This is a genomic window from Paenibacillus sp. B1-35, assembly GCF_050474385.1.
Lineage (GTDB): Bacteria > Bacillota > Bacilli > Paenibacillales > Paenibacillaceae > Paenibacillus_B > Paenibacillus_B alvei.
This window is the reverse complement of record NZ_JBCHVJ010000006.1, coordinates 125,361-138,643: the sequence shown is the minus strand read 5'-3', so window position 1 is coordinate 138,643 and position 13,283 is coordinate 125,361. Positions and strand designations below refer to the sequence as shown.

General features: G+C 48.0%; 12 protein-coding genes. 6 read left to right on the top strand and 6 right to left on the bottom strand.

The features are described from left to right. Nucleotides 1-101: 101 nt before the first annotated feature. The 4 genes from ACQ5BJ_RS19840 (at nt 102) to serC (ending at nt 5,937) form a co-directional block, all read left to right on the top strand. Nucleotides 102-3,497 (top strand): GH36-type glycosyl hydrolase domain-containing protein, encoded by a 3,396-nt coding sequence (locus tag ACQ5BJ_RS19840; protein WP_430112070.1) that lies wholly within the window; start codon nt 102-104, stop codon nt 3,495-3,497. Nucleotides 3,498-3,674: 177 nt separating this feature from the next. Continuing rightward, nucleotides 3,675-4,640, top strand: coding sequence for a LacI family DNA-binding transcriptional regulator (locus ACQ5BJ_RS19835; RefSeq protein WP_005552215.1), 966 nt, complete (start codon nt 3,675-3,677; stop codon nt 4,638-4,640). Between the two features lie 87 nt (nt 4,641-4,727). Next, the gene (locus tag ACQ5BJ_RS19830; protein ID WP_163979111.1) at nt 4,728-4,874 is read left to right on the top strand and encodes a hypothetical protein; all 147 of its coding nucleotides are present in this window, start codon (nt 4,728-4,730) and stop codon (nt 4,872-4,874) included. Beyond that, the gene (serC, locus tag ACQ5BJ_RS19825; RefSeq protein WP_430112067.1) at nt 4,846-5,937 is read left to right on the top strand and encodes a 3-phosphoserine/phosphohydroxythreonine transaminase; all 1,092 of its coding nucleotides are present in this window, start codon (nt 4,846-4,848) and stop codon (nt 5,935-5,937) included. Before ACQ5BJ_RS19830 ends, serC begins: the two co-directional genes overlap by 29 nt. A gap of 103 nt (nt 5,938-6,040) precedes the next feature. Here serC and ACQ5BJ_RS19820 read toward each other — a convergent pair whose 3' ends face one another. The 4 genes from ACQ5BJ_RS19820 to ACQ5BJ_RS19805 form a co-directional block, all read right to left on the bottom strand. Continuing rightward, entirely contained in the window at nt 6,041-6,625 is a 585-nt protein-coding gene (locus tag ACQ5BJ_RS19820) for a DUF3238 domain-containing protein (protein ID WP_430112066.1), read from the bottom strand. A gap of 132 nt (nt 6,626-6,757) precedes the next feature. Beyond that, entirely contained in the window at nt 6,758-7,468 is a 711-nt protein-coding gene (locus tag ACQ5BJ_RS19815) for a response regulator transcription factor (protein WP_005552212.1), read from the bottom strand. A 261-nt stretch (nt 7,469-7,729) separates the two neighbouring features. Continuing rightward, nucleotides 7,730-10,891: an MMPL family transporter gene (locus ACQ5BJ_RS19810; RefSeq protein ID WP_430112064.1), complete on the bottom strand. Its 3,162-nt coding sequence runs from the start codon at nt 10,889-10,891 to the stop codon at nt 7,730-7,732. Beyond that, nucleotides 10,888-11,337: a MarR family winged helix-turn-helix transcriptional regulator gene (locus tag ACQ5BJ_RS19805; RefSeq protein ID WP_005552210.1), complete on the bottom strand. Its 450-nt coding sequence runs from the start codon at nt 11,335-11,337 to the stop codon at nt 10,888-10,890. Before ACQ5BJ_RS19805 ends, ACQ5BJ_RS19810 begins: the two co-directional genes overlap by 4 nt. Before the next feature lie 211 nt (nt 11,338-11,548). Here ACQ5BJ_RS19805 and trmL point away from each other — a divergent pair, with 211 nt between their 5' ends. Together trmL and ACQ5BJ_RS19795 are read left to right on the top strand one after the other, a co-directional pair. Continuing rightward, nucleotides 11,549-12,013, top strand: a complete 465-nt coding sequence (gene trmL / locus ACQ5BJ_RS19800) for a tRNA (uridine(34)/cytosine(34)/5-carboxymethylaminomethyluridine(34)-2'-O)-methyltransferase TrmL (protein ID WP_430112063.1) — start codon at nt 11,549-11,551, stop codon at nt 12,011-12,013. Between the two features lie 144 nt (nt 12,014-12,157). Next, on the top strand, nt 12,158-12,406 hold the full coding sequence (locus ACQ5BJ_RS19795) for an AbrB/MazE/SpoVT family DNA-binding domain-containing protein (RefSeq protein ID WP_005552205.1): 249 nt from the start codon (nt 12,158-12,160) through the stop codon (nt 12,404-12,406). Between the two features lie 187 nt (nt 12,407-12,593). Here the strand turns inward: ACQ5BJ_RS19795 and ACQ5BJ_RS19790 are convergent, their stop codons facing one another. Both ACQ5BJ_RS19790 and ACQ5BJ_RS19785 read right to left on the bottom strand, forming a co-directional pair. Beyond that, nucleotides 12,594-12,893, bottom strand: a complete 300-nt coding sequence (locus tag ACQ5BJ_RS19790; RefSeq protein WP_005552202.1) for a 50S ribosomal protein L25 — start codon at nt 12,891-12,893, stop codon at nt 12,594-12,596. A 37-nt stretch (nt 12,894-12,930) separates the two neighbouring features. Next, nucleotides 12,931-13,140, bottom strand: coding sequence for a sporulation protein Cse60 (locus ACQ5BJ_RS19785; RefSeq protein ID WP_005552201.1), 210 nt, complete (start codon nt 13,138-13,140; stop codon nt 12,931-12,933). Between the last annotated feature and the right edge of the window lie 143 nt (nt 13,141-13,283).

Below are 13,283 nucleotides of genomic sequence, written 5' to 3'. Positions count from 1 at the left end.
GAACGACCAAAAAGGTATAGCCTTACTAGAATAACTACTAGAACTAGATTTATAGAAACAAAAGAAGACTTGCTATGACTGGGATAGGAGGAAGGGCAGACATGACGACAATAGAGAGATCAACGCAGTCGAAGTTTACGATTCAAGCCGGCGAATTGTACTTTTCGTTTTGGTCGAGCGGTGATTTGCATCAAGCAGTTAGCGGGCAGATCATGCTCAATCAGTTGGTAACGAGTCCGCTTGATGGCTCGCTCAACAATTTATATTTACGGATTCACGACGATTCGGGTATCCGTTTCTATCCGCTGCTCGGGATTCGCTCGCGAAGTGCCGTGCGGACGGAAGGAAATCAGGTAGTATGGGAAGGAGCCGTTGAGGGAGCGGCGTATAAGGTAACCTTTGCACTTATGAGAGAGGGCATTTGGTTCTGGGATGTTGCTGTACGTGGGGAGGGGATAACCGTCGATATCCTGTATGGTCAAGATCTTGGCATTGCTTCAATAGGTGCGGTACGAAGCAACGAGGCGTATCTGTCGCAATATATTGATCATGCTGTCTTCGAGGATGAAGAGATCGGCTGTGTTGTCTGCTCACGCCAGAATCAACCGCAAGGCGGAGCATTCCCATATATGCAGCAGGGAGCGCTCAGCCGCGCAATTGGCTACTCGACCGACGGATTTCAATTTTTTGGATTGTCCTATAAGGAAACCAACATACCGGCGAGTGTGAGCAAACCTTGTCTTTCCAATGAAGTGTATCAGTATGAATTTGCCTATACTGCGCTGCAATCGGAGCGAGTTACGCTTCATGGGGAAGAGCGATTTGTATTTTATGGTCTGTACAGAGCAGACCATGCAGCCGCAATAACGGAACTGGAGTATCGGGACGAGGTGGGGCAGGCATGGGAAGCTTACTTGTCCGAGTCAAGTCATATAGCTGCGAACGAAAAAAATGCAGCATCGAATCCGTTAAATCCTGTCCAATTCAATGCCGATATGGCTGAACCCCTGCGGACGCTTTCGATGACAGAAGCAGAAGTAGAGGCACTTTTCCCGGAACGATATCAGGAAGAGCGCATGGATGGCAAGCTGTTGTCCTTTTTCACAGACACCTACGAGCATGTCGTGCTAAAGGAAAAGGAGCTTCTCGTCGAACGTCCGCATGGACATATCGTAATGAGCGGAAACAGCGTGAAATTGGGCGCGCAGGTCATGACGACGACTGCTTATATGTACGGCATATTCAACTCGCATGTGGTGGTTGGCAACACCAATTTCAATAAAATGATGAGCAATGCTCGCAACCCGCTGAACGTGCCAAAGACGGCGGGACAACGCGTCTACGTGCACATGAACGGAGAGTATCGGCTGCTCGCAATGCCATCCATGTTCGAGATGGGCTTCAACTACGCACGCTGGTATTACAAGACAGACGACGACATGCTGATTGTGACGAACTACACGGCAACGGATGCGCCTGAGATCCACTTGGACGTCCGCTCTGTGAGTGGAACGGCCTACAAGTATGTGGTAACCAATCAAGTGACGATGAATGTCAACGAGTACGAGCTTCCAGTTCACATGAAGCAGGAGGGCGGTACGCTGATTTTCCATGCCAATAAGGAATCGCTTAGCGCTAAGGTGTGCCCGAATCTTGAATATCGCATGTGGGTGGAAGGGGCGCCAGTGACGATCGGTGATGAGACGATGCTGGCAAGCGGGATCCAATCCGGTGACGCTTCGCTTGTTGTCATGCAGCTTGATGCGACTCAGGAATGGACGTTAACGATCCACGGATTGCTGGATGGACGAGAGCGTGCAGCGAATTTGGAGCACTCCCCGACGATACGTGATATCCAAACTGAAATGGATGAATACCGTGCCTTTTTGAAAAGCTTGATGAACGAATTCCATCTTTCGTACGGAGTGGGACAGTCCGATGAACTGTTCAAGATGAATGCCTTGGCGTGGTGGTACACCCACAACATGCTCGTTCATTATGCAGTACCGCACGGACTAGAACAGTATGGCGGAGCGGCTTGGGGAACGCGGGACGTATGCCAGGGGCCGGTTGAATATTTCATGGCTACTCACAAGTACGAGCAAGTGCGGGATATTGTGAAAATGGTCTATTCCCATCAATATGAGGACGATGGAAACTGGCCGCAATGGTTTATGTTCGATGAGTATGTTACGGTGCAGCAGGAGGAGAGCCACGGAGATATTATCGTATGGCCGCTCAAAGTGCTGGGCGATTATTTGACGGCAACCGGGGATTACAGTATTTTGAAGGAAAAGGTTCCTTATACCATGAAGCAGCGTTTTAACTTCACGTCGGATAAGGCGACCATACTGGAGCACGCCATCAAGGAAATCTCTTATATTCGTAAGCATTTCCTTCACGATACGCATTTATCGTCTTATGGCGATGGAGATTGGGATGATACGCTGCAGCCGGCGAATGCGCAGTTGAAGAAATATATGATTAGTAGTTGGACCGTAGCGCTTACGTATCAAGCAATGAAGCAATTTGCTGATGTGCTGCTTGCAGCAAACGAGAAGCTGGCTGAGGAATTGCAAGAGATCGCATCTGGCATTGAACAGGACTACAAACGCTACATGCTGCACACGGAGGTCATTCCCGGCTTCATCTATATGGAAGATCCAGCGCATGCCAAGCTGATGCTGCATCCGACGGATACGGAGACAGGTATTCAATACCGGCTTCTGCCAATGACGCGCAGTATTATTGCCGAACTGGTAGATGAGAAGCAGGCACGCATTAATTATCGTTTGATTCAGGATCATCTGTCGTTCCCGGATGGTGTACGGCTAATGAATCGACCGGCTCAATATGCAGGCGGCGTCAGCACGCATTTCAAGCGGGCTGAGCAGGCTTCGAACTTCGGACGCGAGGTAGGACTGCAGTATGTGCATGCGCATATTCGCTATGTTGAAGCGATGGCGAAGCTTGGGTGTGCGGACGATGCTTGGCGCGGATTGGAGACGATTAATCCCGTTGGCATTTGTGAGGTCGTCCCTAATGCGGGGCTGCGTCAAAGCAATGCCTACTTCAGCAGTTCAGACGGGAAGTTCAATACCCGATATGAGGCGCAGGAGAATATGGACGCGCTTCGCAGCGGAGCGGTGCAGGTGAAGGGCGGATGGAGAATCTATTCCAGCGGTCCAGGAATCTATATGAATCAACTGATTGCGAATGTGCTTGGCATTCGGCAGGCTGAAGGCGATTTGGTCATTGATCCTGTACTTCCGAACACGATGAACGGGCTGCATTTTGACTACCATTTTGACGGAAGACAGGTTACCTTCATTTATCATATTGCAGGCGGTGGCGTGAGCCGCGTAGCGATAAATGGGATGCAGGTGAATGCGGAGAGGTTGAATAACCCGTATCGGCGAGGTGGCATACAGATTGCCAGTGCGGATGTGGAGCGCGAATTGAAAAGCAGTGCAAATCGGATTGAAATATGGATGTAAGGAAGGCAAAGGCGATCTTTTCCGGATCGTCCTTTTCTCTATAATGCTACAATAGGGAAAGGACATCTGAAGAGCGTGAACGGACATCGGCACATCTCAGTAAGACAAAGCGGCATCCGAACGGATGCAACATCATAAGGAAGAAGGATTGGTTACCAAACGGAGGATTGAGGACAAGTGGTCAGTATTAAGGATATCGCCAAAAAAGCAGGAGTGTCGATTTCTACGGTATCTTATGCCCTGAACGGCAGCAGCAAGGTGACGGATGAGACAAGCTCAAGAATATTGGCTATTGCCAGAGAATTGAACTATGTACCAAATGCTGCTGCCCGCAATTTGAAAAAGAGAGAAACAAAGATCATCGGAGCCTTTTTAACGGACTTCAAGGGCGAAGTATATGGCGAATTGCTGGACGGCATGAAGAAGGTATGCAATGCGCAAGGCTATGATCTGATCGTATGCAGCGGGAAGCAGTCACACCGCATGCTGCCGGAACGAATGATAGACGGGGCCGTCATTCTCGATCAGACGTTCACGAGCGAGGAATTGCTTATGTACGCTGATCGCAACCATAAGATCGTGGTACTGGATCGGGAATTGGATCATCCGAACATTAATCAGGTGCTGTTGGACAACAAGGCGGGCGCCTCCTTGGCGACGGAATATTTGGTGGAGCAGGGGCACCAGAAGATTTATATTGTGACAGGCCCGCCCGGATCGTTTGATTCCGAGCAGCGGATGAAGGCCGTGAAGCTCGTGTCGGATCGAGCAGCGAATGTGGAGTGGATTGAAATCGTCGGCGATTTCAACAAAAGCGGCGGTGAGAGGGCTGCTGAGCAAATCTTGCAGGAGTACAACAGGCCGGCTGCTGTATTCTGCTTAAACGATGAAATGGCGGTGGGGCTGTGCAATCGTATTTCGGATACAGAACTTCGTATCGGCGAGCATATTCATGTCGTCGGGTTCGACAATATTGAGCTGACTCGTTATATGCAGCCGCGCCTCGCAACCATCGATTATTCTAAACATAAGTGGGGCGCGCTCGCATGTGAACAACTGCTAAAAATGATTGCTGATGAGAAGGTCGAGCATGAACGCGTCTACGTTACCCTTGTTAAGGGGGAATCCGTAGGCAAAGCATAAAAGAATGAGCCCTATTATGCCTCTCTGTCTATGAGAATCGTTCGACATCCATGTCAATCAACTGCAAAACGTTTGGATTGCTCCTTGATGGCGAACTCAAATACTGCTATCATTATCGATAAAATATCGCTAGCAGAAGACGTTCGGATCATTTCATGGGCGCCTATGAACATGCTAGTCATGGAGACAAAGGTGGGAGAAACCGATGGGACAACATCGCGCGTACAATTTTAATGCAGGGCCGGCTGCGCTGCCGCTGGCTGTATTGGAGCGGGCACAAGCCGAATTCGTGGATTTTCAAGAGCAAGGCATGTCCATTATGGAAATGTCGCACCGCGGAGCGGTATATGAACAGGTTCACAATGAAGCGAAACAATTGCTGAAAGAGCTGCTGGGCATTCCTTCTGGGTACGATGTATTGTTCCTGCAGGGCGGAGCAAGCACGCAATTCGCGATGGTGCCGATGAATTTGCTCTCTGAAGGTAAAGTAGGCGCATATGTACATACCGGAAGCTGGGCGGAAAAAGCAATTAAAGAAGCCGAGCTGATTGGTGCAACTCGCGTTATTGCTTCGACAGAAGCGGATCGCTTTATGCGCGTTCCGGCGCCTGAAGAGGTTGTTGTACCGGAGGATGCGGCCTACGTGCATATTACTTCGAATGAAACGATTGGCGGAACGCAGTATTCAGCCTATCCAGACAGCGGGTCTGTACCGATAATTGCGGATATGTCCAGTGATATTCTGTGCCGTCCAGTAGATGTATCCAAGTTCGGTATGATCTACGCAGGCGCTCAGAAGAATCTGGGGCCGTCCGGAGTTACCGTTGTCATTGCGAAAGAAGACCTGATCGCGAGCAGCCCGAAGACGATTCCATCCATGCTTCGATACAGCACGCATTATAAAAATAATTCCTTGTACAATACACCACCTTCCTTCTCCATCTACATGGTCAATTTGGTGCTGCAATGGCTGAAGGAGCGCGGCGGCCTTGAACAGGTTGAACGCGATAACCTTGCTAAGGCAGAGCTCTTGTACAGCACGATTGATGCTAGCGGAGAGTTCTATCGCGGCTGCGCGGAGCGCGGAAGCCGCTCCCTCATGAACGTGACTTTCCGCTTGGCGGACGAAGAGCTTGAGAAGGCATTCATTAAGCAAGCTGGCGAAGCAGGATTCATAGGTCTGAAAGGACACCGCAGCGTTGGCGGGCTTCGCGCTTCCATCTATAATGCGGTGCCATACGAGAGTTGTGAGGCGCTTGCGCAGTTCATGAAGCACTTCCAACAACGCAACGGCTAAAGGGAAAAGTGAAATCATTGTTCTTATAAGTAACAACGAGTTAGTGGGAAGTTGCTCCTGCTAACTCGTTTTTTTGTATGCCTATATAGAGCGCAAATTGTAGTTATAACACTTTTTTGAAATGGTACTCCATTTCCCCGGCCAGAGCTTGAGCGGTATCTCCGGTTTCTCTGAAATCATGAATATAGATTTGTTCAAATGATCCAAAGTCTACTTGCTTATAAAATTCAAAACATGGGAATCCATCATGGCTGCCCTCAACTTCAACGGCACCATTTTCTGTAACTCGTATGCGTAATAAATAATCAACAGGAGGCGCAAGTGCTAGTAATGGATTACTGGCACTTGCACGCATTTGAAACATGACTTCATTAGAGCCCCAACGAATATGGCTACACAAAATCCCCTCTGTACTGGCTTTGCCGGTTCTTTTATTCACAGAACCATCTGGCCGAGTCACTTTTTCTGTTGTTATGCCGGTATTCGAATAGGAGAATACTTCCTTTTTATACAAATCAACAACAACTTCTTGCTCAACCCTGGAACGCATTGTATTTACGGCATAAGGTGTAAATTCGCGGGTGTCGCCTTCGTATTGAATGATATTTCCCGTATCCGACTCTTGCTTCGGCTCCGTCCAAGACATAGGTATAAAAATACTTGCTCGAATTTTGACAATGTTCGCCATAGCAACCTCCATGGTCTGTAATTGTGTTCGTTCATTCATAATAGCCCAATGCGCTGATTATGCAGGGACAACATATAAAAACCCCGCCTGCTCGGGGAAACAGGCGGGGTTATATCGGAAATGAGGAATAAGTTAGGCTAAGTGACGCTTTGTCGGTTCTGTAAGCTTGTAGCCTACATTACGAATCGTCATGATATATTCAGGGCTGCGTGCGTTTTTCTCCAGCTTATCGCGCAGGTGGCTAATATGCACATCGACGATGCGTGTATCGCCGAGGAAGTGATAGTCCCATACGCCGTGCAGCAGCTGTTGGCGGCTCAATACCTTGCCGCGATGACGGCATAGGAAGACGAGCAGTTCGAACTCCTTCGGAGTTAACTCCACATCCCGGCCTTCCAGCTTCACTTCACGCTGATCCGCCATGACGTGCAGACTGCCGATTTGGTACACCTGTCCTTCATCTACAAGAGGGAGGGAACGGATGCGGCGCATGACAGCCTGAATGCGGGAGATGAGCTCCTGCGGGGAGAACGGCTTCGTCATATAATCGTCAGCGCCATTATCTAATCCATCAATTTTGTCACCTATTTCCTGCATCGCTGTCAGCATAATAACAGGCACCATATTGTTCGCCACGCGCAGCTTGCGGCATACTTCCAATCCATCGCTCTTCGGCAGCATGCGGTCAAGGATAATCAAATCTGGACGGAAAGTGGATAGAACATCAAATACAGCTTCCCCATCATAGACACACAGAACGTCATAGCCAGCCAGCTTCAAATTATATTCAATGAGGGTAGAGATTGAAGGTTCGTCATCGACAACTAAAATTTTGGATTTCAAAATAGTCCCTCCCACAATTCATTTAGTAAGTAATCGGTTGAACGAATTCCTGCATTCGATATCGTACGCCAAATTGTTTACCGATCGAATGTCATATACCAACATTATGAAGGATATTCGTCAGCGGCATATTAAGCAAACGTAAACTGGGTGTAAAAAATAGAGGAACCGATGCTCGGTTCCTCTTCAACATTGCGGATGTATTTCATGCGATCAATGGAGTTTCAATGGATTAATACTCACGTGACGTAGAAAAGCAGCTTAGGCACTTACTTGCTGTTTCGCTTTCTCGTCCTGCTGCTTATGGAAGAACGGCCACCAGTTGGCAGAACCGAACGTCTTGACCATGACGGGTACGAAGAACGGCAGGATGAGGAACGTATACAGTGTAAGTCCGGATAATACGACGGTTGCAATTTGCATCATGGACAGTACGCCTGATGGATAGAAGGAAGCAAATGTTCCTCCTAAGATGATTACGGCAGAAATAATAACCGTCCCCATATTTTTCATCGCGTATAGGATTGCATCCTTCACATCCAGATGCTTATTCTCATTGAAGCGTTCCATCAAGAAGATGCTGTAATCGACGCCAAGTGCCATCAGCATAACAAAGCCGAAGAATGGAGCTGCCCATGTAACCCCGGAGTAATCCAGCATCTTCGTAAAGATCACTTCCGTAATTCCCATCGAAGTGAAGAAGGTAAGCAGCAAGGATGCTACGATATACAGCGGCATAATGATGGATCGGAACAGGACAATCAGGATGAGTAATATACCGATGATCATGTACGTTACGGTTCTCATATAATCTTCACCAGACATTTGCTTCAAGTCGGCAAACGTGCTCGATACACCGCCAACTGCGATCGTCGCCTTTTCCAAGGAAGTTCCCTTCACGCTGCGATCTACAGCTGCTTTCACAGCGTCGATTCGATCAATAGCCGGGGTTCCATATGGATTATCAGCAAAGATGACGTCTAAGGTCATTACACTGTGATCCTCGGATAAGTACATATCGAGCGCCTTGCGGAAGGCGTCATTCGATAATACCTCATCAGGGACGAACCAGCCGCCAAGCTCTTTATCGGGCGCTGTACTTACATTTTGCAAATATCCCTGAGCAGAGTTAAGCCCATCCGATACTTGCGTCAATCCATCGGCTCCATCCTTCAAGCCGGTCGTCAGCTTGCCAATCTGATCCGATAATTGCGAGAAGCCGTCTCCGATCTGTTTTTGGCCAGCTTGAAGTTTATCAAGTCCTGTTATGATGCCAGGTACTTTGCTAATGATTTGGCCTTGGCCATTGGCTGCCTGCTTCAGACCTGACTCTAGCTGCGAGATGCCTGCAATGAGCTGATCGAACCCTGATGCCAGCGCCTTCTGGCCGGTAGTGGCTTGCTCGTAGCCTTGGTTCGCCTGAGCCATGCCTCCGTTTACTTTCGCTAATGTAGATTGCATCTGTCCAAGAGCGCCGGATAATTGGGCTGCCCCTTGCCCAGCAGCGGTTACGGTACCGCGAATTGTCATATAATCAGCGTCTTTCAACAAATCCGGGAAGCGTTCCTCCAAGCTTGCGAATCGGCCCGTTAACGATTGCAGCGACTTGGTCAATTCGCTGAACTGTGTATTCATTAGGCCAACGCCGCTTGTTATTTCAGTAAGACCTTGCCCAATCTGCTTATAGGTATCGAGCAGCTTCTGATGCGCTTGGGCCAGCTTTTGCGCACTCTCCTTGGCCTGCTTCAGACCTTGCTGCAGTTGGCCGGCACCGGCAGAACCATCGCGAATGCCGGATTCAATGCGGCCAAGTCCGTCATTCAACTGCTTGATTCCGGATTTCAGTTCTTGTGTTCCCGCGGTAAGCTGTGCTGCTCCGCTAGCTGCCTCTTTGAGCTTAGGCTCGTTTTTGCTTAATTCGTTGCTTGCTTCGGACAATCCATCTTTAATTTTGGATAATCCGTCATTTCCCTTGGACAGGCCGCTGTCAAGTGTCTTGACCTGTTCGGTAATTTGGAAGTCCTTGATTTCATCGCCTGCAGGTCGGCTAAGGCTGCGAACGCCCGATACACCATCTACCTTAATTAGCTCTCGGCTCATTTTCTCGGCTACGGCCATATATTCGCCCACCTGAAGCGGGGAATAGCTCTTGATGACGACTTGGGTCGGCATGGATTCGCCAGGCTCGAAGCTGTCTGCAATAATATTAAAGGCTTTGACGGAATCGTATTTATCTCCGATTTCCTCCAAGCTGTTAAACGATACTTCACCTTCATAGGATATTAGGAACGGAACAGTGACGGCTGCAACCACGAGCATCGCTGCCAGCGGTCGGCGCAGTGAGAATGAGCCAATGGCACCCCACGAACGGCTTTCTTTATGCTCAATCGATTTCTTCGCTGGCCAGAACAGCTTCTTGCCGAGCACGGCCATGAAGAACGGTACGACCGTTACTAACGCGAGCAGCATGATCGCAATTCCAATGGCAACTGCAACGGCAGAACGATACAAATTGAATTCGGAAAATCCAATCACGGAAAAACCGACAAGTACGGCGATTCCGGAGAAGAGGACTGTTTTGCCGGCAGTACGGTACGTGGCGGCAATCGCATCCCATAGATCGTCGTGCTTAGCGAGCTCTTCCTTATACCGACTGAGGAGCAGGATGCAGTAATCCGTTCCAATTCCGAATAAGACAGCCACCATAAAGATTTGCGTGAACGTCGATAACGGGAATTGGGTGCTTTCGACAAGAAATGCGACAATGGATTGTGAAATGATATAGCTCAGACCGACTGTTAGCAGCGGAATGAAGGCTGCGACGATTGAGCGGAAGACGAAAAATAGGATGGCTAGAATGAATACAACGGTAATCAGTTCCGACTTCTTCAAGCCCTCTTGTGAGCTGACGAGTTGGTCATTTTCAATCAGCTTTTGACCTGTAATGTAGTGCTCAACAGAAGTAGAAGCGAGTTCTTTATTGATTTGATCACGAATCTCTACGGGATTCGCTGTCTCGGTGCTGACTAATAGGGAGGTGAGTACAGTTTTGTTGTCTTTGGAAATTAATTTAGCCTTTAATTCCGACTGTCCGTATGGTTCGAGCATGGAGACGATATGAAGGCTGTTTTTGTTTTGATTGAGCTGTTGAATAGCTTGCTGAATGTCTTTGGTGTCCTTATCAGTCATTCCATTTGGATTATGGAAGACCAGTGCCATACTCGTTTCATGCACATTGCCTTTCGCATTGGACACTTCATCCATGATGCGGATCGCTTCTGCAGAGGAGTAGCCGTCAGGTACGCCAATCGTACCATGCTCCTTCACGAGCTCACTAAGCGACGGTGCTGCTATTGCAAGAATAACAGCAACCGCAATCCAGGCTGCCAATACAGCCCATTTTGCTCTCAGTATCATTCTCATTTTTGATTTTTCCCTTCTTTCATCAAGCGGGCGAGCTTCTCGTACGCTCCGATGAAGGCTTCAACTTCCGTTTCGCTGAAATGAATCAGATAAGAGGCGACAATATCCTGCACCTTTTTGTCCGCATGCTCTAATACAGTTCGTCCTTCCTCCGTTAAGGACAGTACGATTACACGCCGATCCTCCTCAGCAGGCGTCCGTTCAACGTATCCGCGATCGACAAGTCGATTAATAATGGCAGTAATAGAGCTCTTTACGACCTTGAATACTTCAGCCAGATCGGTGGAGGTGCATTGGCCTCGCTGATGGAGTACACACATGATCTGGTATTGGTCGATCGTTAGATGATCTGGAATCGCCTCTCCAATCTCATTAAATAAATGCTTTATTACAGTAAATTCTGCAGCAATATACCGTTCAATAATGGTTTTGGCATCTCGATTCATGAAAATAACTCCCTTGTCATTTATTATGGTTCGATAGTCGAACCATTCGATTGTAGAACTATAATAATTCATGCTAAATTCAGTGTCAATTCGATCGATGTAAATATTGTGTAAAGGTAACTTCGATCCTGATGCGATGGAAGAGGAAGCAAAGCAATAGGCTTGCCTTCTTGGTGTATAATAAAACAATGAAATGTGAGGTGAACATCAGATGGCATTCAACATCGTATTAGTTGAACCAGAAATACCAGCAAACACAGGAAATATTGCGCGTACTTGCGCTGCAACGGGCACCCATCTGCACTTGGTTCGTCCACTCGGGTTCCGAACGGATGATGCAACCTTGAAGCGTGCGGGGCTCGATTATTGGTATGCAGTTACGATTCATTACTATGATTCGTTCCAGGAGCTGCAGGAGAAATATAAGGATGGACGTTTCTTCTACGCGACGAAAAAAGCAGATAACTGCTACAGTTACTTTTCCTTCCAGGATGGGGACTTTTTCGTGTTCGGCAAAGAAACGAAAGGACTTCCTCAGGAAATTATTGATGCGAATCCAGAGACATGCATGCGCATGCCAATGACAGACAAGGTTCGATCGCTCAACTTGTCTAATGCGGCGGCAATTGTCGTGTATGAAGCACTGCGTCAGGCAGACTTCATGAATTTGAGGTAATTAGCACCTAATTACAAGAATTGAATAAAAACGAATTGAATTGACAAATTTCAGCAGGATTTTGGATCGGAGCATCGAAGTAGTAGGGGCAGTAGTTTCGAGGGTAAACAAGAGAGAAGAGTATATACAAGAGAGGTGGAACTGATGAAACCTGCCGGTGTTGTCCGTAAAGTCGATCAATTGGGACGCATTGTACTGCCTAAGTCGCTTAGGAAGCGTTACCAGATGAACGAGGGGGATCCTGTTGAAATTTTAGTTCAAGGAGATCATATTATTCTCGAGCGCTATCGTCCGAAGTGCGTATTCTGCGGTTCAATGGACGGGGTAGCGGATTTTAAGGATCGTTACATATGCACGCAATGCATGCACGAAATGACCCACTTGGCAAGATAGAGAGAAACATGGAAGCGAAGCATCACATTCGGTGGTGCTTCTTTTTTATGGGTTATTTCTATTGTACAAAGATGCTCATGCGTTCACATGTCGGAAGCTTGTCCGCAGGAGTAGAGCATATGATGAAAAAGCCAAGGATAGGGAATTCCCTATCCTTGACATTATGGCTTCCGTTCTGAGCCTTGTTCTATGCAAGTGCAGTAGATTGGCATGCTAGCAGATCAACATGCAGAATATCATTCGTTACAGGGTGACGTTGTATCTCTTGAACCTGTGCCGTAATTGGATTTGCCCCATCAATACTCAACTCCAGCTGGTTGTGAGCCGCATCTCTAACCCATAGGGCGAACGCTTTGGCATCCATGTGAAGGTTCACACTGGCTTGTTGTTGAAGGAGAACGCATGGAATTCTCCCTTCAGAGCGAAGCTGCCGGACTTCGCTTCGTTTTTCAATATTCCGTGTCACTGCTTGAAACTGCTGCATCATCTTTTATACTCTCCCTTATCGCAATTTGTGAGGGCAGCTATGGTTCGTGCTTCCCAGCAGGAACGCTAGCTGTCCGATAAACAACCAATATACAGCTTCTTTGCTCGGAGATATCGCGATTCAAGCGATACCCAGCCGAGTATTTAATCTCAATCACCTGCTCTTCCAGCAGCGTGGCCAAAAAATCATTAGCCTTTTCTTCTGCTGTTGCAGCACTTACATCCACAAACTCTTTAACCTGGATCATTGCATCATTCCTTTCTTCTGCAGACCATTAAATGTAAAAAACCTTACATATGCACGAAGGCACCTCGCCCCATCGGGGGCGAAATGCCTCGTTATTCCTACTGTATCAAGATAGGTAACGGGTGTCAATCGAACCTGAAGTAT

What these genes read in the sequence shown, in the direction of transcription:
- ACQ5BJ_RS19840 (WP_430112070.1), top strand. Translation starts at nt 102, where the DNA reads ATGACGACAATAGAGAGATCAACGCAGTCGAAGTTTACGATTCAAGCC.
- ACQ5BJ_RS19830 (WP_163979111.1), top strand. Translation starts at nt 4,728, where the DNA reads ATGGCGAACTCAAATACTGCTATCATTATCGATAAAATATCGCTAGCA.
- serC (WP_430112067.1), top strand. Translation starts at nt 4,846, where the DNA reads ATGGGACAACATCGCGCGTACAATTTTAATGCAGGGCCGGCTGCGCTG.
- ACQ5BJ_RS19820 (WP_430112066.1), bottom strand. Translation starts at nt 6,625, where the DNA reads ATGGCGAACATTGTCAAAATTCGAGCAAGTATTTTTATACCTATGTCT.
- ACQ5BJ_RS19810 (WP_430112064.1), bottom strand. Translation starts at nt 10,891, where the DNA reads ATGAGAATGATACTGAGAGCAAAATGGGCTGTATTGGCAGCCTGGATT.
- ACQ5BJ_RS19805 (WP_005552210.1), bottom strand. Translation starts at nt 11,337, where the DNA reads ATGAATCGAGATGCCAAAACCATTATTGAACGGTATATTGCTGCAGAA.
- trmL (WP_430112063.1), top strand. Translation starts at nt 11,549, where the DNA reads ATGGCATTCAACATCGTATTAGTTGAACCAGAAATACCAGCAAACACA.
- ACQ5BJ_RS19795 (WP_005552205.1), top strand. Translation starts at nt 12,158, where the DNA reads ATGAAACCTGCCGGTGTTGTCCGTAAAGTCGATCAATTGGGACGCATT.
- ACQ5BJ_RS19790 (WP_005552202.1), bottom strand. Translation starts at nt 12,893, where the DNA reads ATGATGCAGCAGTTTCAAGCAGTGACACGGAATATTGAAAAACGAAGC.
- ACQ5BJ_RS19785 (WP_005552201.1), bottom strand. Translation starts at nt 13,140, where the DNA reads ATGATCCAGGTTAAAGAGTTTGTGGATGTAAGTGCTGCAACAGCAGAA.